At 73.0% G+C, this 20,782-nt stretch carries 13 protein-coding genes; 9 read left to right on the forward strand and 4 right to left on the reverse strand.

Features of this window, described 5'->3' with window-relative positions; genetic code table 11:
• Nucleotides 1-19 precede the first annotated feature (19 nt).
• From ACH4UM_RS06960 to nirD, 7 genes are all read left to right on the forward strand, one after another.
• Entirely contained in the window at nt 20-1,663 is a 1,644-nt protein-coding gene (locus ACH4UM_RS06960; RefSeq protein ID WP_398174700.1) for a M4 family metallopeptidase, read from the forward strand.
• 100 nt (nt 1,664-1,763) lie between these two features.
• A complete protein-coding gene (locus ACH4UM_RS06965; RefSeq protein WP_398174703.1) occupies nt 1,764-2,231 on the forward strand; it encodes a TetR/AcrR family transcriptional regulator in 468 nt (155 codons plus the stop codon).
• 445 nt (nt 2,232-2,676) lie between these two features.
• Nucleotides 2,677-3,216, forward strand: a complete 540-nt coding sequence (locus ACH4UM_RS06970) for a hypothetical protein (RefSeq protein ID WP_398174706.1) — start codon at nt 2,677-2,679, stop codon at nt 3,214-3,216.
• A gap of 121 nt (nt 3,217-3,337) precedes the next feature.
• A complete protein-coding gene (locus ACH4UM_RS06975) occupies nt 3,338-3,958 on the forward strand; it encodes a class F sortase (RefSeq protein WP_398174710.1) in 621 nt (206 codons plus the stop codon).
• 223 nt (nt 3,959-4,181) lie between these two features.
• Complete coding sequence (locus ACH4UM_RS06980; protein ID WP_398174713.1) at nt 4,182-5,408, forward strand: NAD(P)/FAD-dependent oxidoreductase; 1,227 nt, start codon at nt 4,182-4,184, stop codon at nt 5,406-5,408.
• Nucleotides 5,409-8,027, forward strand: a complete 2,619-nt coding sequence (gene nirB / locus ACH4UM_RS06985) for a nitrite reductase large subunit NirB (protein ID WP_398174716.1) — start codon at nt 5,409-5,411, stop codon at nt 8,025-8,027.
• Nucleotides 8,024-8,374 (forward strand): nitrite reductase small subunit NirD, encoded by a 351-nt coding sequence (nirD, locus tag ACH4UM_RS06990; RefSeq protein ID WP_398174719.1) that lies wholly within the window; start codon nt 8,024-8,026, stop codon nt 8,372-8,374. Before nirB ends, nirD begins: the two co-directional genes overlap by 4 nt.
• Nucleotides 8,375-8,439: 65 nt before the next feature.
• Here the strand turns inward: nirD and ACH4UM_RS06995 are convergent, their stop codons facing one another.
• The 4 genes from ACH4UM_RS06995 to ACH4UM_RS07010 form a co-directional block, all read right to left on the reverse strand.
• Entirely contained in the window at nt 8,440-9,366 is a 927-nt protein-coding gene (locus tag ACH4UM_RS06995; RefSeq protein WP_398174722.1) for an oxidoreductase, read from the reverse strand.
• Nucleotides 9,367-9,556: 190 nt separating this feature from the next.
• Nucleotides 9,557-11,956: an FGLLP motif-containing membrane protein gene (locus ACH4UM_RS07000; RefSeq protein WP_398174725.1), complete on the reverse strand. Its 2,400-nt coding sequence runs from the start codon at nt 11,954-11,956 to the stop codon at nt 9,557-9,559.
• Between the two features lie 261 nt (nt 11,957-12,217).
• Nucleotides 12,218-14,965, reverse strand: a complete 2,748-nt coding sequence (gene ppdK, locus ACH4UM_RS07005) for a pyruvate, phosphate dikinase (RefSeq protein WP_398174728.1) — start codon at nt 14,963-14,965, stop codon at nt 12,218-12,220.
• A 449-nt stretch (nt 14,966-15,414) separates the two neighbouring features.
• Complete coding sequence (locus ACH4UM_RS07010; RefSeq protein WP_398174731.1) at nt 15,415-16,635, reverse strand: ROK family protein; 1,221 nt, start codon at nt 16,633-16,635, stop codon at nt 15,415-15,417.
• A gap of 120 nt (nt 16,636-16,755) precedes the next feature.
• Here ACH4UM_RS07010 and ACH4UM_RS07015 point away from each other — a divergent pair, with 120 nt between their 5' ends.
• Nucleotides 16,756-18,237 (forward strand): MGH1-like glycoside hydrolase domain-containing protein, encoded by a 1,482-nt coding sequence (locus ACH4UM_RS07015; RefSeq protein WP_398174734.1) that lies wholly within the window; start codon nt 16,756-16,758, stop codon nt 18,235-18,237.
• Complete coding sequence (locus ACH4UM_RS07020) at nt 18,234-20,171, forward strand: glycogen debranching N-terminal domain-containing protein (protein WP_398174737.1); 1,938 nt, start codon at nt 18,234-18,236, stop codon at nt 20,169-20,171. Before ACH4UM_RS07015 ends, ACH4UM_RS07020 begins: the two co-directional genes overlap by 4 nt.
• Nucleotides 20,172-20,782 lie beyond the last annotated feature (611 nt).

A 20,782-nucleotide genomic window follows, 5' to 3' on the forward strand; every position in this document is an offset into this window, starting at 1 on the left:
CCCGCGCTCAAGGAGACCGATGAGTCGGATACGGCACATCCGAGGTTCCCGCCTCGCCACGGCCGGCATAGCCGCCACCACCGCCACCCTGCTGGCCGCCGTACTCTCCCCCGCCGCGCACGCGGAGGCCAGACCCACCCGGGCCACCGCCATCCAGAACGCCGCCTCGGCGCTCCTGGACCACGCCGCGGCCCTGGGACTCACCTCCGCCGAGAACACCACCGTCCGGGACGTGATCGTCGACAAGGACGGCACCCAGCACGTCCGTTACGACCGCACGTATCACCAACTACCCGTGCTGGGCGGCGACTTCGTGGTCCACATCGCCCCGGGCGGGGCGTACCGCGGCGCCGGCCGGGCCACGAAGGACTCGATCTCGCTGGCGAGCGTCACACCGAAGCTCTCCGCTCCGAAGGCCGCCGACCTCGCGGTGAACGCGCTGCGCGCCGCGAACCTCGGCGAGCGCCTGCAACAGGTCAAGGCCAAGCCCCAGTTGATCGTCGACGCCCTGCACGGCGCGCCGCGCCTGGCCTGGCGCACCAACGCGGTCGGGCTGGACTCGCTGGGCAATCCGGTGGCCCGCACGGTGCTGACCGACGCCCGCACGGGCGCGCAGATCGACGCCTGGGACAGCATCGAGACGGCGACGGGCGACGGCAAGTCGCTCTACAGCGGCACGGTTCCGCTGGAGTCCACGCTGTCGGGGTCGACGTACCAGCTCAAGGACCCGACGCGGGGCAACACCTACACGGGTGACGCGGCGAACAAGACCGACCTGTGCTTCTTCGGCATCTGCGTCCAGCGGGCACCCGCCACCCTGTTCACCGACGCCGACAACCACTGGGGCACGGGCGCGACGGCGGACCGCTCCTCGGCGGCGGTGGACGCCCAGTACGGCACGAACGAGACGTGGGACTACTACAAGAACGTCCACGGCCGCAACGGCATCGCGGGCGACGGCAAGGGGTCCTACAACCGTGTCCACTACGGCAACAACTACAACAACGCCTTCTGGGACGACGGTTGCTTCTGCATGACGTACGGCGACGGTGACGGCACCACGTTCGGGCCGCTGGTGGCCCTGGACGTGGCCGGTCACGAGATGACGCACGGCGTCACCTCGAAGACGGCGGCGCTGGCCTACTCGGGCGAGTCCGGCGGCCTGAACGAGGCCACCTCCGACATCCTCGGCACGCTGGTGGAGTGGTACGCCAACAACGCCTCCGACCCGGGCGACTACCTGATCGGCGAGGAGATCATCCGCTCGGGCTTCGGCAAGCCGGCCCTGCGGTTCATGGACAAGCCGTCCAAGGACGGCAACTCGGCCGACTACTGGAGCAGTTCGGTCGGCAACCTCGACGTCCACTACTCCTCCGGAGTCGCCAACCACTTCGCCTACCTGCTGGCGGAGGGCAGCGGCCCGAAGACCATCAACGGCGTCAGCTACGACTCACCCACCTACAACGGCTCGACGGTCACCGGCATCGGCCGGGACAAGCTCGGCAAGATCTGGTACCGGGCGCTGACGGTCTACATGACGTCCTCGACGAACTACGCGGGCGCGCGGACGGCGACCCTGAACGCCGCCAAGGACCTGTACGGCGCGGGCAGCACGGAGTACAACGCGGTGGCGGCGGCCTGGAGCGCGGTCAACGTGAACTGATCCCGACCCGGCGACGCACGCGAGGAGGCCGGCGCCCCCGGAGGGTGCCGGCCTCTGCCGTGCGGGTGCCGGGTCGGACGGCAAGCTCCGGATTCTGCCCATGCCCCCGCTCCGCCCCCCGCTCCTGCCCCTGCCCGGCGCAGGACTCGCCCGCCGCCGTCGCCGCCTCGCCCGCATCACCACCGCCGCCAGGACCACCGCCGCCAGGACGCCGATCGCGCCGACCGCGCCGACCGCGCCGATGGTGAAGGCCGTCGACATCGAGGCGGTGAAGGCCCGGGGCGGTGCCGGCACGGTCCCGGCGCCGCCCTCCCCGCCGGTGTGGGCACGTCGGCAGCGCGAGCCCGACCAGCCCGCGCTCAGCCGGGACGCGATCGTCCGCGAGGCGATCTCCATGCTGGACGCGGAGGGCATCGAGGCGCTGGGCATGCGCAAGCTGGGCGCCCGGCTGGGCGCGGGCGCGACCCCGCTGTACCGGCACGTGGCGGCCAAGGACGAGCTGATGGAGCTGGCGGTGGACGAGGTCGCCACCGAGACCCACGTGCCGCCGGCCGACACCCACGACTGACGGCCGGCGGTCGCCGGGGCCGCGCGGTCCTTCCGCACCACGGCGCTGCGGCACCCATGGCCGGCCTCGGTCCTCGGCCGGGCGGGACTCGCCCGTCCGAGTTCGCCTACGGCCCGGAGGTCGTCCCGGCCGGCCTGGCACTGCGCCTGCCGCGCTGGTGGACCGGACGGATCCGGCCATCGGGTCACCCGTTCATCCCCGCCCCCTGCGCCCTTCGGGTGGTTTCCGACGAACCGTCAGCAGGGGCGCTTTGACCTGCCCAAACACTCCTCGCCGGCCACCCCGGGCGGGCGTGCCGACACTCGTTCACCGCAATTTCTGACGGGCTTTCAGGAAGCGGGCGCGGCCGGGTGCCACTTACCTCGGAAGGGCAGGGGCGCGACCGACGGCGGCACATGCGGGTGTCCGGGCCGTGACCCCACCGACGAAGCTCGGAGGAGCACCGATGCGACGTACCGCCCGCCCGCTGAGCGGGGCCATGGCCGGGGCCGCGCTCGCCGTCGCCGCCCTGAGCACGCTCGCCGCGCCCGCGTACGGCGCGGACGGCGGGAGTCTGGAGGTGTTCCCGTCCTCGGTCGTACCGGGCGGGCAGGTCAGCGTGAACACCAAGGCGTGCGGCGAGAAGGCCACCGCGGCGGGTGACGCCAGCGCGGTGGGCGCGGGCGCCTTCACGCTGGCGCCGAGCTCGCACGAGGGCGACGCGGTAGGCCAGTTCCGGGTGCCGGAGAGCGCGCAGCCGGGGACGTACGAGATCGTCGCCGAGTGCGCCGAGGGCGGCCGGCAGGTCAAGGGCGACCTGATCGTCACGCTGACCGCGGTGCCGGAACAGGGGCAGGTGCAGCCCCGAGGAAGTGTGAAGACGGGGGTCGGCGGCGCGCTGGGCCGCGACCCCGTGCAGACCGCGGCCGGCGTGGCGGCTCTCGCCGTCGCCGCCGCGGGCGGTACCTGGCTCCTGCATCGCCGGGCGAGAGGCGACGGGATCTGACGGACACCCTCCGCCGTCCGTCCGCCGGTACCGCATGTCCCCTCCCCCTCCGGGCGTGACGCCCCTCGCAGCCCGGAGGGGGTACGGGGCAACCTGGGCCTTTCGGGATAGGGGTTCTCGTATGCGCAGAATCGGCAACACCGCCATAGCGACCGTCACCGTGGCCGCCCTCTGCTCCGGGGCGTGGCTGCTGCACAGCGGCGCCGGCACGCACGCCCCGCCCCAGCCGGCCGCGGCCGAGGGCCTGCCCGACCCCGGTGAGGGACGGCTCACGGCCCGCGCGCTGCCGCCGTCCCCGCCCACCCGCATCCGCATCCCCTCGATCCGGGTGAACGCACCGCTGATGGGCCTGGCGCTGACGAAGTCCGGCAGCCTCGACGTCCCGCCGGCCGCGAACAAGAACCTCGCAGGCTGGTACGAGGCCGGCACCACCCCCGGCGAGCGGGGCACCGCGATCGTCGCCGGTCACGTCGACAACGCCGACGGCCCCGCCGTCTTCTACGACCTCGGTGCCCTCAAGAAGGGGAGCAGCATCGAGGTGGACCGCCGCGACGGCGGCGTCGCGGTGTTCACCGTGGACGCGATCGAGGTCTACGCGGCGAAGGACTTCCCCGACGAGAAGGTCTACGGCACCGCCCGGCGCCCGGAGCTGCGGGTCATCACCTGCGGCGGGGGCTACTCCAGGACCACGGGCTACCAGGGCAACGTGGTCGTCTTCGCCCACCTCACGGGGAGCCGGTAGCCATCGGGTCCCGTCGGAGACCGGGCGGCCGCCGCTCTTCGGCGCACCCAGGCTGCCGCCGCCTCACAGAGGCGGGAGCGCCCGCGTCCGCGGACCTCACAGTGCTTCCCAGGCGCCCCGGCGGACCCCTCACATTCCCGGCCCGCGTCCGCTGAGGGCAGCGTTCCTCGTGGGAAACAGGGGCGATGCCACCGGGTAACGTCCGCGCCGCACGCTCAGGGACATGACCTCGAATACGCGTGTGGTGGTGATCGGCGCCGGCCTCGCGGGCGTGACGCTCGCCCGGCGGCTCGGCGAGCTCGGCACGCCCGCGCTGCTCGTCGGCGAGGAGGAGCACCGCCCGTACAACCGGGTCCTGCTCGCCGAGGTGCTGGCCGGCCGCTACGCCCCCGAGGTGATCGCCCTGCCGGCGCCCGCCGGGCTGCTGCGCACCCGGGTCACCGGCATCGACCGCGCGGCCCGCGAGGTGCGGTGCGCGGACGGCTCGGTGATCGCATACGACACGCTGGTCCTGGCCACCGGCTCCAACCCCGTACTGCCGCCGCTGCGCGGCCTGTTCACCCCGGACCACGAGCTGCCCGAGGGTGTCCACGCCTTCCGCACCATGGACGACTGCCTGGGCCTGTCCAAGGCGGTCAGGCCGGGGGTGCGGGCGGTCGTCATCGGCGGCGGGCTGCTCGGGGTGTCCGCCGCTCGCGCGCTCGCGGTGCGCGGGGCCCAGGTGGTGCTCGCCCAGCAGGCCGAGCGGCTCATGGAGCGCCAGCTGGACCCGGGGGCCTCACGGCTGGTGCTGCGGCACCTGCAGGACCTGGGTGTCGAGGTGCACACCGAATGCCGGGTGCGGGACGTGCGCTGCGTCGGTGGGGCGGTCCGCTCGGTGGAGATGGCCGACGGGTACGCCCTCGACGCCGACCTGGTGGTGCTGGCCTGCGGGGTCCACCCGCGCGTCGGCCTCGCCAAGGACGCGGGGCTCGCCGTGCACAAGGGCGTCCTCGTCGACGACGAGCTGCGCACCTCCGATCCCCGTGTCCACGCCATCGGCGACTGCGCCCAGCACGCCGGCACGGTGTACGGGCTGGCCACCCCGGCACTCGAACAGGCCGGGGCACTGGCCGAGTTGCTGGCCGGGGACGCCGAGAGCCCGGCGGCCCGCTACACCGGCACCCGCTCCCTGACCCGGCTCACCCTGACCGGCCAGGACGCGCCCTTCGACCTCGCCGCCTTCGGCGAGACCGAGCCGCGCCCCGGCGACGACGTCGTGCAGCTCGCCGACGCCACCCGCGGCACCTACCGCAAGGTCGTCGTCCGCGACGACCGCCTGGTCGGCGGGGTCCTCGTCGGCGAACTCGGCACCGTCGGCGCGCTCGCCCGCGCCTGGGAGGGAGCAGAGCCGCTCCCCACGGACGGCGGTCCCCTGCTCCACCTGCTCACCAACGATGGAGGCTCCTGAATGACCGCCACCCGGGGGGCCACCCCCACGATCGTGCTCGTCGGCCACGGCATGGTAGGCCAGCGCTTCCTCGAAGCGCTCGCCGAGCGCGGCCTGACCGCCACGCACCGCGTGGTCGTGCTGTGCGAGGAGCCGCGCCCCGCGTACGACCGCGTGCAGCTCACCTCGTACTTCTCGGGGAAGACGCCCGAGGACCTCTCCATGACCGACATGGAGTTCATCAAGGACCACGGCATCGAGCTGCACATCGGCGATCCGGCCGAGTCCGTCGACCGGGCGGCCCGCACGGTCACCGCCCGCTCGGGGCTCACGGTCGGCTACGACGTCCTGGTGCTGGCCACCGGCTCCTTCCCGTTCGTCCCGCCGGTCCCCGGCAAGGACGCCGAGGGCTGTTTCGTCTACCGCACGATCGAGGACCTGCTCGCGATCGAGGCGTACGCCGGGTCCCGGGCGACCACCGGCGCGGTGGTCGGCGGCGGCCTGCTCGGCCTGGAGGCGGCCGGTGCGCTCAAGGGCCTGGGACTGGCCACGCACATCGTGGAGTTCGCGCCGCGCCTGATGCCGGTGCAGGTCGACGACGGCGGCGGCGCGGCGCTGCTGCGCACCATCGAGGAGATGGGGCTGACCGTGCACACCGGCACGGGCACCCAGGCGATCGTGGCCGGCGAGGACGGCGCGGTGACGGCGATGAAACTGTCCGACGGCTCCGAACTGGCCACCGACATGGTGGTGTTCTCCGCCGGTGTCCGCCCCCGCGACCAGCTGGCCCGCGACTGCGGTCTCGCGGTCGGCGAGCGCGGCGGGATCACCGTGGACGCCCAGTGCCGCACGGTCACCGACCCGCACGTCTTCGCGATCGGCGAGTGCGCGCTGGCGGTCGACGGCCGGGTGTACGGGCTGGTCGCGCCCGGCTACGAGCAGGCCGAGACGGCGGCGGCCGCGATCGCCGCCGACGAGGACGAGCAGTTGACCTTCACCGGCGCCGACCTGTCCACCAAGCTGAAGCTGCTCGGTGTGGACGTGGCCTCCTTCGGCGATGCGCACGGCACCGCCGAGGGCTGCCTGGACGTCGTCTACTCCGACTCCCGCGCGGGCCTGTACAAGAAGCTGGTGATCGGCCGGGACGGCACGCTGCTCGGCGGCATCCTGGTCGGCGACGCGGAGGCGTACGGCACGCTGCGGGCGTTCACCGGTTCCGTGCCGCCGATCTCGCCCGAGCAGCTGGTCCTCCCGGCGGGCGCGGGCGCCCCGGCGCAGCTCGGGCCCTCCGCCCTCCCGGACGAGGCGGTGATCTGCTCCTGCCACAACGTCACCAAGGGCACCATCCGCGGCGCGGTCACCGAGCACTCGTGCACGACCGTGCCCGAGGTGAAGAAGTGCACCAAGGCCGGCACCGGCTGCGGCAGTTGCGTCAAGGTGCTCACCCAGCTGGTCAACGAGGAGCTGGAGGCGGGCGGCGTCGTGGTCAACAAGGGCCTGTGCGGCTGCTTCGCACAGACCCGCGAGGAGCTGTACGAGATCGTCCTCGCCCTGCGCATCACCTCCTACCAGGACCTGCTGGACCGCTTCGGCCGCGACGGGGCCCGGGGCGGGGACGGCTGCGAGACCTGCAAGCCGGCCGTCGCCTCGGTCATCGCCTCGCTGGCCCCGGCGATCGGCGCCGACGGCTACGTCCTGGACGGCGAGCAGGCAGCCCTGCAGGACACCAACGACCACTTCCTGGCCAACCTGCAGAAGAACGGCTCGTACTCGGTCGTGCCGCGCATCCCCGGCGGTGAGATCGCGCCCGAGAAGCTGATCGTGATCGGTGAGATCGCCCGGGACTTCGGTCTCTACACGAAGATCACCGGCGGCCAGCGGATCGACATGTTCGGCGCGCGGGTGGAACAGCTGCCGCTGATCTGGGCGAGGCTGGTGGACGCGGGCTTCGAGTCGGGGCACGCGTACGGCAAGTCGCTGCGCACGGTGAAGTCCTGCGTGGGCCAGACCTGGTGCCGCTACGGCGTGCAGGACTCCGTCCGCATGGCGATCGACCTGGAGCTGCGCTACCGGGGTCTGAGGTCCCCGCACAAGCTGAAGTCGGCGGTCTCCGGGTGCGCCCGCGAGTGCGCGGAGGCCCAGTCGAAGGACTTCGGCGTGATCGCCACCGCCGCCGGCTGGAACCTGTACGTCGGCGGCAACGGCGGCGCCACCCCGCGCCACGCGGACCTGCTCGCGCAGGACCTGTCGGACGCCGAACTGGTCAGGCTGATCGACCGGTTCCTGATGTTCTACATCCGCACCGCCGACCGCCTGGAGCGCACCAGCGTGTGGCTGGAGCGGATCCCGGGCGGCCTGGACCACGTACGGGACGTGGTCGTGCACGACTCGCTCGGCATCTGCGACGAGCTGGAGTCCCTGATGGCGGCCCATGTGTCGCACTACCGCGACGAGTGGGCGGAGACCGTCAACGACCCGGAGAAGCTGGCCCGGTTCGTGTCCTTCGTCAACGCTCCCGACACCCCCGACCCGGTCGTCGGCTTCGTCCCCGAGCGCGACCAGATCAAGCCCGACCTGCCGCTGCTGTCCATCGGCACCCGCCCTGCCCACGACGTCCTGGAAGGAAGCGCCCAGCGATGACCCTGGCACCCGAGACGACCGACCTGAAGGTCCAGCTGGAACTCGACGACAGCTGGTTCACCGTCTGCGACCTGAGCATGCTGCTCCCCGGCCGCGGTGTGGCGGCGCTGCTGCCGGACGGCCGCCAGGTGGCCGTCTTCCGCGACCGGTCGGGCCGGCTGTACGGCATCGACAACCGCGACCCCTTCACCGGTGCCGCGGTCCTCTCCCGCGGCCTGACCGGCACCCACCAGGGCCGCCCGTTCGTCGCCTCGCCCCTGCTCAAGCAGCGGTTCGACCTCGTCTCCGGGCAGTGCCTGGACGACGAGTCGGTGCGGGTGACGGCGTACGGGGTCAAGACGGCCTGAGGCGCCCATGAGTGTGCGCGGGCGGGGGCGTGGTGCTCACATCCCTCCGCCCGCGTACTGCTGCGTCACGCCTTCAGGGCTTCGTACGCCACCGCGGTCAGCCCCTCCGAGGCCGCCCACAGCCGCTCGGCGGCCGCGTCGTCCAGGGTCCGGGGCGCACGCCAGGACGGTGCCGGCGCACCGCGCCACATGGCCAGGGACGGGCCGGTGAAGGAGTCGGGGCGCACGCCGGGCGCGGTGGCGGCGTGCAGGGTGGGCAGCGCGCCGGCCTCGGCGGGCTGGGCCAAGACCCGGTTGCCGAGATCCATGAGCCGCTCGGCGGTCCTGCGGCCCTCGGCGCGCGGCCCGGCGGTCTGGAGGTTGGTCGCCGCGTATCCGGGATGGGCGGCGGCCGCGACCACGTCCGCACCGGCCGCCACCAGCCGGCGTGCCAGCTCGTGCGTGAAGAGCAGGTTGGCGGTCTTGGAGCGGGCGTAGGCGGTCCAACGCCGGTATCTCCGCTTGCTGTTGAGGTCGTTGGGGTCGATGTCGGCCAGCGCGTGCATCATGCTGGAGACGGTCACGACCCGGGCGCCGGGGGTGTCGAGCAGCGCGGGCAGCAGGAGCCCGGTGAGAGCGAAGTGCCCCAGGTGGTTGATCCCGAACTGCGTCTCGAAGCCGTCCGCCGTCGTCCCGTACGGGGGCGCCATCACCCCCGCGTTGTTCACGAGCAGATCGAGCCGGTCGTAGGGGTGGGCCGCGGCGAACTCCCTTACGGACGCGAGGTCCGCCAGGTCCAGCCGCGCGCACTCGGCGCGGGCCCCGGGCACTTCTTCGACGACGCGGTCCACCGCGGCCGCGCCCCGCTGCTCGCTCCGGCAGGCGAACACCACCCGGGCGCCACGCCGCGCCAGCTCCCGCGCGGTGACGTACCCGAGCCCGCTGTTGGCCCCGGTGACGACGGCTACACGGCCGGTGAGATCGGGGATGTCGTGCGCGGTCCAGCCGGGCATGAGCCGAGTCCTTCCGATGGGGTCGCCGGGGGAGCATCGGCCACAGGATGTCGCGGCCTTCGGGACGACGTCCATGGTCACACCGCGAAAGGCCGCTCCCGCGCAACCAGCCCGGTGCCCCGCGAGCCCGGCCCGCGCCCTCCGTCACCGGCGCGGCGGTGCGGCCCGTCGGGCCGGGACGGCTTCGGAGTCAGGCCGTCCGGATCCGCCGCTCGTGACGCGCCACGTACCACCGCAGCGCCAGGGACAAGGCCCCTGCGGCCAGGAACAGGGCGATGGCGATGCCGAGGGTCCACCAGCGCAGGTCCCCGTCGGCGACGAGGTCCTTGCCCACCCCCGGGTGGACGCTGTGCAGCAGGACGTGGAAGAAGAAGGTCAGGCCCGACAGATAGAGGGCGTACCAGGCCGGCCTGTTCCAGCGCTTCAGGGTGTGCCCGTCCATGCCGGACAGCGGGAGCAGGCCGAACACCACCACCTCGATGCCCGCGACGACCGCCAGGCCCACGGCGTAGGCGATCACGTAACGGAGGCTGCCGGGCGGGGCGTGCTCCTTCTGGGCGGCCTGGATCAAGGGCGCGCCCAGCACCCAGACGAGCACCGCGGCGGCCAGCACGCAGATCCCGCCGATCAGGACCGCCTGGCCCTCCGGCATGTCGTCGGGCTCGGGGCCGGGGGTACTGAACACCATGTACACGGCGATCAGGCCGTACACGTACGGGACCGGGAACTCCAGGAACCGGGACATCGCCGTCATCAGGACCGCAAGCAGCAGTCCGGCGGGGACCACCCGCAGCTGGGAGCTGAGCCCGCGCCGGCGCGGGCGGAGCAGGGAGTCCTTGGTCTTCTCATAGGCCAGCAGGACCATCAGAATTCCCGCGGCGGCGCCCACGGTCTTGACCGCGGTCGACGGACTCCAACCGGTCCTGGCGTCGGCCCAGACGGCCAGGGAGCCGCCGAGGAGCGCGAAACCGCCCATCCTGGCCCAGCCGGGCAGCTTCGGCTGCCGTGCCGGCCGTCCCTCCCTGCGCCGACGCCACCAGCGGCTGATCGCGTTGTCGGCCAGCTGGCTGGGGAAGGCGCGCTCCAGGAAGAGGACCAGCAGCAGGAAGAAGCCGGCGGCGGCGGCCGACCCGGCCAGGTCCTTCAGCGCCCATGAAACGTCGGCCGGGGTGCGCAGGGCCTCGACGAGACCGCCCACCGGAACGTGAGGGGCCGATCCGCCCGAGCCACCTCCACTGCCACCGCCGTTGCCGCCGCCACTCCCGCCCGACCCACCTCCACTGCCGCCGCCGCTCCCGCCCGAGGCACCACCGCCACCGCCCGTTCCTCCACCCGATGACGAGCCGGAACCGCCACTGCCGTTTCCTCCGGCGCCACCGCCCGACGACGACGGTGAGATTTCCCCTCTCTTCTTCTCCGGGTGGACGTCGGATCCCCTGGGCAGCGGGAAGTACGTCAGCTGGTCCGGTGGCGGCAGGCTGATCCCGCCCGCCGTCTCCCGGTCCCGGCCCGCGCAGTCCAGCTGCACCTCCTGACGTCCCTTCATGTCGCCCGGGACACGGGCGTGCAGGTCGATGAACTCCCAGAGTCCCGCCCCGGCGTCACCCTCGTACGAGTCGAAGTCCAGCCAGGTGTCCAGACGGCGGCCGCCGATGACGATGGCGCCCCGTGTGCACGCGACCGGGTAGCCGGTCATGTGGATGGTGACCTCGCGGGGGTCCTCCGTCGTACGGGTGGGCGGGGGATCCACGGTGAACGTCGCCGAGGCCCGGTCCTCTTCCGGGCTCCCGCACCTCGCGGTCACCTCGTGCCGCCCTGCCGCGGCGGTGGACGGGACGGTCAGCGTGAGGGTGAAGCCCCCCTTCGCGTCGGGTGCGGCGCGGGCGGCGGGCTCCCCGTCCCAGAGGACGTCTGCCCCCGCTCCCCCGTCGCACAGGAATCCCGTGCCGCTGACGGTCGGCTGCGCCGGCGCCCTTCCGGAGCCGGGCGACAGGGAGATCCGGGGGTCGGGGCGGGGCGACGTGACCTCGAAGGTGGCTTCGGCGGTGGGCGCGTGGTCCACCGCCGTGCACCGTGCCCCCATCCGGTACGTCCCGGGCGCGGCGTCCGCCGGCACGCTGACGGGCTGCTCGAAGCGTCCGCGGTCGTCGACCGTGAGGTCCACCGCCTTCTGGCCCTGCACGGCGAGGGTCAGCGGGCCCGCGAGCCCGGTCCCCTCCGAACAGTCGAAGTTCGCGCCGGTCACCGTGAACGCCTCGCCCGGCGCCACGGTTCGGCCCGGCGGTGTCAGTGAGGGATCGGCCGGCGGCGGTGACGGAGACGGAGACGGAGACGGGGACGGGGACGGAGACGGGGACGGGGCGTCGTCCGTCGCGGTGTCCGTCGGCCGCGGGCCGGGGCGCGTCCCCGAGGGATGCGCCGTGGTGGCCGACGGCCCCGGTGTGCCCTCCGCCCGTGCACCGGCCACCACCCGTACGCCGCCGCTCGCCACGGCCGCGCACGGCACTGCCGCCATCGCCAGGAGCAACAACGCCGCCATGACCGCGCCGTACAGCTCCTGCCCGCGCGCCCATCCGGTGCGCCGCCTCATGACCGTGCCCCCTCACGCCCGCACGGCCTCCGCCGCCGTGCCCCCTCGGACCTGTCAGGTCAGACGAACGAGCGGCTCCTGCCGTTTCCGGCCGAGGGGGCGCACCGGGGCGCGTTTCTCTGCCCGGCGGACCCGCGCGCCCCCGGCGCACGCGGAGGGGGCGGCACCCCCGCACAGGATGCCGCCCCCTCATCTCGTGGACCGGAGTCCTCGTCGCAATCGGTATTGAGGGTCGGGGACCACGACGAGGACTCCGGGGCTCTACCGGTGGTCGCTGCCCTCCGACTGGGAGGCGGCGCGACCTGCCTCGAGGCGGGCCACCGGGATGCGGAACGGGGAGCAGGAGACGTAGTCCAGGCCCACCTCGTGGAAGAAGTGGACGGACTCGGGGTCGCCGCCGTGCTCGCCGCAGACGCCGAGCTTGAGGTCGGGGCGGGTGGCGCGGCCGGCCTTGGCGGCGGACCTCACCAGGGAGCCGACGCCGTCCTTGTCGATCGTCTCGAACGGGCTGACGCCGAAGATGCCCTTCTCCAGGTACGCCGTGAAGAAGCTCGCCTCCACGTCGTCGCGGCTGAAGCCCCACACCGTCTGGGTCAGGTCGTTGGTGCCGAAGGAGAAGAACTCCGCCGCCTCCGCGATCTGGCCCGCCGTCAGCGCGGCGCGCGGCAGCTCGATCATCGTGCCGATCGCGAGCTTCAGCTCGGTGCCGGTGGCGGCCTGGACCTCGGCGATGACCTGGTCGGCCTCATCGCGCACGATCTCCAGCTCCTGGACCGTGCCGACCAGCGGGATCATGATCTCGGCGCGCGGGTCGCCCTTGGCGGCCTTGCGCTCGGCGGCGGCCTCCGCGATGGCGCGGACCTGCATGGTGAACAGGCCGGGGACCACCAGGCCGAGGCGTACGCCGCGCAGGCCCAGCATCGGGTTCTGCTCGTGCAGCCGGTGCACGGCCTGGAGCAGGCGCAGCTCGTTCTCGTGCGGCTCCTGGCGGGACTCCGCGAGGGCCACGCGCACCGACAGCTCGGTGATGTCGGGCAGGAACTCGTGCAGCGGCGGGTCGAGCAGGCGGATGGTGACCGGGAGGCCGTCCATCGCCTCGAACAGCTCCACGAAGTCCTTCTTCTGCAGCGGGAGCAGCTGCTTGAGGGACTCCTCGCGCTCGGCCTCGGTGTCGGCCAGGATCAGGCGCTCGACCATCTCCCGCCGGTCGCCGAGGAACATGTGCTCGGTGCGGCACAGGCCGATGCCCTGGGCGCCGAAGCGGCGGGCGCGCAGCGCGTCCTCGGCGTTGTCGGCGTTGGCGCGCACCCGCAGGCGGCGCTTGCGGTCGGCGAAGGCCATGATGCGGTGCACGGCCTCGACCAGCTCGTCGGCGTCGTCGGCGCCCGCGTGCATCCGGCCCTCGAAGTACTCGACGACGGGGGACGGGACGACCGGGACCTCGCCCAGGTAGACCTTGCCCGAGGAGCCGTCGATGGAGATGACGTCGCCCTCCTCGACGACGTGCCCGCCCGGCACGGTCATCCGGCGGCGCTTGGTGTCGACCTCCAGCTCCTCCGCGCCGCAGACGCAGGTCTTGCCCATGCCGCGGGCCACCACGGCCGCGTGGGAGGTCTTGCCGCCGCGAGAGGTGAGGATGCCCTCGGCCGCGATCATGCCGTCCAGGTCGTCGGGGTTGGTCTCCCTGCGGACCAGGATGACCTTCTCGCCCGAGCGGGACCACTTGACGGCGGTGTAGGAGTCGAAGACCGCCTTGCCCACCGCCGCGCCCGGGGAGGCGGCGATGCCCCGGCCGATCTGCTCGACCTTCGCGCCGTCGTCGAAGCGCGGGAACATCAGCTGCGCGAGCTGGGCGCCGGTGACGCGCTGGAGGGCCTCGGCCTCGTCGATCAGGCCCTGGTCCACCAGCTGGGTGGCGATCCGGAAGGCGGCACCGGCGGTGCGCTTGCCGACACGGGTCTGCAGCATCCACAGCTGGCCGCGCTCGATGGTGAACTCGATGTCGCAGAGATCCTTGTAGTGGTTCTCGAGGGTCTCCATGATCTGCATCAGCTGGTCGTACGACTTCTTGTCGATCGTCTCCAGCTCCGCCAGCGGGACCGTGTTGCGGATGCCCGCCACCACGTCCTCGCCCTGGGCGTTCTGCAGGTAGTCGCCGTAGACGCCCTGGTGTCCGGAGGCGGGGTCGCGGGTGAAGGCGACACCGGTGCCGGAGTCGGGGCCGAGGTTGCCGAACACCATCGAGCAGACGTTGACGGCGGTGCCGAGGTCGTGCGGGATGCGCTCCTGGCGGCGGTAGAGCTTGGCGCGCTCGCCGTTCCAGGAGTCGAAGACCGCCTTGATGGCGAGGTCCATCTGCTCGCGCGGGTCCTGCGGGAAGTCCCGGCCGGCCTCGGTCTTGACGATCTTCTTGAACTTGGTGACGAGCTTCTTCAGGTCGGCCGCCTCGAGGTCCGTGTCGACCGTGACCTTCTTGGCGTCCTTGGCCGCCTCCAGCGCGTCCTCGAAGAGCTCGCCGTCGACGCCGAGGACCGTCTTGCCGAACATCTGGATGAGGCGGCGGTAGGAGTCCCAGGCGAAGCGGTCGTCGCCGGCCTGCTTGGCCAGGCCCTGCACGGACTTGTCGGACAGGCCGATGTTCAGGACGGTGTCCATCATGCCGGGCATGGAGAACTTCGCCCCGGAGCGGACCGAGACCAGCAGCGGGTTGTCGGGCTGGCCGAGCTTCTTGCCCATCTTCTGCTCCAGCGCGTCGAGGTGCGCACTCACCTCGTCACGCAGTGCCGCCGGCTCCTCGCCGCTGTCGAGGTAGACCTTGCAGGCCTCGGTGGTGATGGTGAACCCGGGCGGGACCGGAAGGCCCAGGTTCGTCATCTCGGCGAGGTTCGCGCCCTTGCCGCCCAGGAGGTCCTTGAGGTCCTTGTTGCCCTCGGTGAAGTCGTAGACGAACTTCACGCCCTCAACACTGTTGCCGCGCTCGGCTACCTGGGGATCTTTGTTTTCCGACACGGGTCTCGACTCCTCGAGGACGCGGTGGCTGCCCTGACGGCGAGGAACATACCCAGATCAAAGGCTTGTGGGTACGTCCACTCGTGCGTCATGCGCCCGTAACCAGTCGTCCGCCAGCGGATCGAAAGTCAAAGCTTGGCAAGCCGTCAGGGCCGGATGTTTTCACTTCTTGAACGGGTCAATGCCCGTAGACCCATTCAATCGCTCATGTGAGCGGCTACTGGCACGAGTGATTTCGATCGATGAACGATCAAGGGGTGGCACTCAGTGCCACTCCTTGGAGAAATGCAGTCGGTCAAGATCCGCTCATCTGAGCGCGACCCTTATCAAGGGTGGCGAGAATCACGCTGCCACAGCAGCCCGGATTTCACCATGCGGACGGGCCGGCGGACACGAAACAGGGCGCAGGCGGACTCGAAACACGAAGGTCACAGAGCTCCCCGCACGTGTCACACCCCGAGCGCCCGCAGCCGCTCCTCCACCCGCTCCGCCGCGTACAGATGCTCCACGACCAGCGCCCCGGCGCCCACCAGCCCGGCCCGGTCGCCGAGCCGCGAGGTCACCACGTCCAGATGGGCCGTCGAGCGCGGCAGCGCCCGCTGGTACAGCAGTTCCCGCACCCCGGTGAGGAACGGCGTTCCGGCCAGGTCCCCCGCGATCATCAGAACGCCGGGGTTGAGCAGCGTGACCACCGTCGCCAGCACGTCCCCGACCCGCCGCCCGGCCTCGCGGGCGAGCGCGGTCGCCTCCGGATGCCCGGCCGCCAGCAGGGCCCGTACGTCGGAGCCGGAGGCCGCGGGCACCCCCGCCTCGGCCAGCCGCCGCGCCACGGCGCCACCGCTCGCCACGGCCGCCAGACAGCCGCGGGACCCGCACCGGCACAGCGCCTGGGCGCCGACCCGTATGTGCCCGATGTCCCCCGCGCCCCCGTCGATGCCCCGGTAGATCGTGCCGTCGACCACGACTCCGGCCCCGATACCGGTGGACACCTTGACGAGCACGAACGCCGAGCAGCCGGGGTGACCGGTGCGCTGCTCGCCGTAGGCCATGAGGTTCGCGTCGTTGTCCACCAGCACCGGCACAGCCGGTGCGCCGGTGTGCTCGGTGAGGGCCCTGGCCAGGCGGCCCCTTATGTCGTAGCCGTCCCAGCCCGGCATGATCGGCGGCTGCACGACCCGGCCGGTGTCGCTGTCGACCGGGCCGGGCACGGCCAGCCCGATGCCGCACACCTCGTCCGCGCGGTGACCGGTCTTCACCAGCAACTCGGCGAGCCGGCGGCCTAGTTCGCCGAGCACGGCGTCCGGACCGTCCTCGACGACCAGGATCCCGCTGTGCTCGGCGAGTATCTCGCCGGTGAGCGAGAGCACGGCGGCGCGCGCGTGCCGGGTGTCGAGGTCGGCGGCCAGGACGACCGCGTGGGCGTCGTCGAACTCCAGGGTGATGGACGGGCGGCCGCCCAGGGGGGAGTCCACCGGACCGCCGGCCCCCTCGCGCAGCCAGCCCGCGCGGAACAGCCGGTCCAGGCGCTGCCCGACGGTGGCCCGGGACAGCCCGGTGGCCTGCTGGAGGGCGCCGCGCGTGGTGGCCCGCCCGCTGCGCACCAGTTCGAGCAGATCGCCGGCGCTCGCCTGACTCCCGCTCTTCCCCGTTCTTCCGGGCCGTCCGGTCATGCGCACCCCCTTGTGTTTCTCAATCCTGCATTACATATTGGGTTTTGCGTGTTAAATAGACGTAACTCTACGGTAGCCGCGACCGAACCGGTCGGCAGGACGTCTTTCGGGGAGCCCCGAGTGGATCGCACCGCCCAACTCACCGCCCGCCGCGCGGAGCGCGCCGTCGCATACGATCCACCGCCGACCCGGAGTTCACTGGCGGTCAGGGCCGCGCGGGTGCTGGCGGACAACTGGACGGGCGGCTCCACGGTCCCCTCGCGCGGGCTGTATCCCCACCAGTGGTCCTGGGACTCCGCGTTCATCGCCGTCGGCCTCAGGCACGTCTCGCCGTTACGGGCGCAGACGGAGCTGGAGACGCTGCTGGCCGCCCAGTGGGATGACGGGCGGATCCCGCACATCGTCTTCAACCCCTCCGTCCCGCTCGACGCCTACTTCCCGAGCCCCGACTTCTGGCGTTCGTCCACCGCCGGGCGCGCCGCGGGCGCCCCGCGCACCGTACAGACCTCGGGAATCGTGCAGCCACCGGTGCACGCGCTGGCGGCCTGGCTGGTGCACCGCGCCGACCCGGGCCTTTCCCGGGCGCGCGGCTTCCTGGCCCGTGTCCACCCGCGGCTGGCCGCCTGGCACCGCTATCTGCTGCACCGCCGGGACCTGGGCGGCGGCGGGCTGGCGTCCGTCGTCCACCCCTGGGAGCAGGGCATGGACAACAGCCCCTGCTGGGACGCCCCGCTCGCCCGGGTCACCCCGGCCCCGACACGCACCTTCCGCCGCGCCGACCTCGACCACGGCGCCCCCGAGGACCGGCCGACCGACCTGGACTACGGGCGGTACGTGCGGCTGGCGACGGACTACCGCGACCGCGGTTACAGGGATGAGGCGGGCGGCGGACGGGGCGATCGGGCCGGCGGGGGACACGGCTGCGGGGCGGACGGGTTCGCGGTGGAGGACCCGGCCTTCAACGCCCTGCTGATCGCCTCCGAACACGCCCTGGCCCACATCGCGCACGAGCTCGGCGCGACCGGCACCGCCCGGCACGCGCGCGCCGAGCGGCTGACGGCGGCCCTCGTCGAGCGGCTGTGGGACCCGGCCGCGGGCCTGTTCCTGTGCCGGGACGTGCGCGGCGGAGAGCTGATCCCCGAGCGCGGGGTCTCGGGGCTGATCCCGCTGCTGCTGCCGGAGCTGCCCAGGGATGTCGCCGCCGCCCTCGTCGGCACCCTGTACGGGCCGCACTTCGGGCTGGGCGGCGCCACCCGTCTCGTCCCGAGCTACGACCTCCTCGGCGAGTCCTTCGACCCGCACCGCTACTGGCGCGGACCGGCCTGGTTCAACACGAGCTGGCTGGTGGAGCGCGGGCTGCGCGTGCACGGCGAGCGGGAGCGGGCCGACGCGCTGAGGGACGCGGTCCTGCGCGTCGCCGGGGAAACCGACTTCGCGGAGTACGTCGACCCGTACACCGGTGAGGCCTGCGGCGCGCGCGGTTTCGGCTGGACCGCCGCGCTCACGCTCGACCTGCTGCACGACCCGGGAGGCGTGGAAGGCACCGAGGGCACCGAAGTCATCAGCGGCATCAACGGGATCAAGGGAGGGGACCGGGCATGACGGACCGGCATCATCTGCTCGTGCACGGAACGACGTTCGCCGCCGTGGGCGACGGCGGCGACATCACCGGTGTACGCGGCGGCAGTTCCCCGGACGGGCTGTTCGTGCGCGACGCCCGGCATCTGAGCCGCTGGCAGCTCACCGTGGACGGTGCGGTGCCTCAGACGCTGGCACCGGTCGCGGACGGGGACACCGCGCGCTGCGTCCTCGTGCCGCGCGGTGGGCGCGCCGAGCCGCCCGCGTACACGCTCTTTCGTGAACAGGCCGTCTCCGACGGCGCGTTCGTCGAGTGCCTGCGGGTGACCAGCAACCGCCCGGTGCCGACGACGGTCCGGCTCGCGGTCACCGCCGACGCCGACTTCACCGACCAGTTCGAACTGCGCTCCGACCACCGTACGTACTTCAAGACCGGCGTCGTGCGCTCCCGCCAGGTCATGGACGACGGCGTGGAGTTCCGCTACCGGCGCGGCGAATGGCACTCCTGTACGACGGTGACGGCCGACCCCTCGCCGGACGGCGTGGAGGAGACCGGCACCGGCGCCCGCCGTCTCGTCTGGGCCCTGGATCTGGAAGGGCACGGCACGGCGGAGCTCACGCTGCGGGTGATGGCCCGCCCGCACGGGGACAGGCGGGCGGTGCGCGTGCCGCGCTCGCCGGCCGCGGTGAACGAGCGGCTCCTCGCGCTGGAAGGCCGGTTCGTGGAGGGCGTGGCCTTCCCGACCGGCTGGCCGGAGCTGGCGGCGGCCTGCGCCCGGGGGCTGGCGGATCTGGCGGCGCTCCAGGTCCCGGCGACCGGCCCGGACGGCGAGGAGCTGCGCGTCCCGGCCGCCGGAGCTCCGTGGTTCCTGACCCTGCTGGGCCGCGACGCCCTGCTGACCTCGCTGTTCACCCTCCCCTACCGCCCCCGGCTGGCCGCCGCGACGCTGCCCGCGCTCGCCGCCACCCAGGCCGGGGAGGCCGGCACGGGATCGGTCGCCCAGCCCGGCAAGATCGTGCACGAGGTGCGGCACGGGGAGCTGGCGCACTTCGGGCAGGTCCCGTTCGCGCGGTACTACGGCTCGGTGGACGCGACCCCGCTGTTCCTCGTGCTGCTCGGCGCGTACGTCGAGCGGACCGGCGACACGGCCCTGGCCCGGCGCCTGGAACCGCACGCCAGGGCGGCGATCGGCTGGATGCTGGACCACGGCGGGCTGACCTCGCGCGGCTACCTCGTCTACCGGGCCGACGAGGGGGGCCTGGCCAACCAGAACTGGAAGGACTCCCCCGGCGCCATCTGCTCGGCCGACGGCACCCGCGCGTCCGGCCCGGTGATGGCGGCGGGGGCCCAGGGGTACGCCTACGACGCGCTGCGCCGCACGGCGTGGGTCGCGCGCACGGTGTGGCAGGACGAGGTGTACGCGGCGCTGCTCGAACAGGCGGCGGCGGATCTGCGCGACCGCTTCCAGCGGGACTTCTGGATGCGGGAGCGGTCCTTCCCGGCGCTGGCCCTGGACGGGGAGGGCCGCCAGGTGGACGCGCTGGCCTCGGACGCCGGGCATCTCCTCTGGTCCGGCCTGCTGGACAAGGAATACGGCGAGGTGGTGGGCCGCCGCCTGCTGGAACCGGACTTCTTCTCCGGCTGGGGCGTCCGCACGCTGGCGGCCGGGCAGCCGGCGTACCATCCCCTCTCCTACCACCGCGGTTCGGTCTGGCCGCACGACAACGCGCTGATCACGCTGGGACTCGCCCGCTACGGCCTGCACGACGAGGCCCGTGCGGTCGCCCACGCCCTGGTCGACGCGGCGACCGCCACCGGCCACCGCCTCCCGGAGGTGCTCGCGGGCTACGGCCGCGACACCCACGCCGAGCCGGTGCCCTACCCGCATGCGTGTGTGCGCGAGTCCCGATCCGCGGCGGCCCCGTTGGCGCTGCTCACGGCGGTCGGCGGGGCGTAGTCCGGCAGTTGGCGAGCCGTTTGCCGGGTGTTTGCCGAGCGCCGTGAACGGGGGAGGCGGACAGGCCGTACGGGAGTGCGGCGGGTCAGGCGGGCCCGTTCGGGGAGCCGGTGCGTGCCGGCGCCTCCACCGGAGCCCGTCAAGCCTCCCCAGCGTGGCCCGCCGCTTCGCGACTCCGCGCACGGAAGGACCTTCGGGGTGCCTCAGCACACGAGTACACGCCAGTCATCGGGTACGGCCGGGGCGAGCGAGGTCGACGTCGTACCACCGGGCGCCGACGGGAGTCCGGTACGGGCCGACCCGGCCCGCGAGGTACCCGCGCCCCGGGTCGCCCCGGGCGAGTCGCACACGGACGAGGCGAACACGGGCGACGCGGACGCGAACGAGGCGGAGGCGGGCGAGGCGGAGGCGGGCAAGGCGCACGCAGACGAGGCGGAGGCGGGCCAGCCACACGCCGGCAAGGCGGAAGCGGCCGGCCGCTCCGAGGCCGAGGCCGGGGCACCGGGTTCCGCCGAGGAGGGGTCCGCGAAGAACGGGCCTTCGAAGAACGGGTCCACGAAGGACCGGCCCACGAAGGGCGGGCCCGCGGAGGACGGTTCCGCGAAGAACGG

Origin of the sequence: Streptomyces sp. NPDC020801, from assembly GCF_044334385.1 — a bacterium.
Taxonomy (GTDB): Bacteria; Actinomycetota; Actinomycetes; order Streptomycetales; family Streptomycetaceae; genus Streptomyces.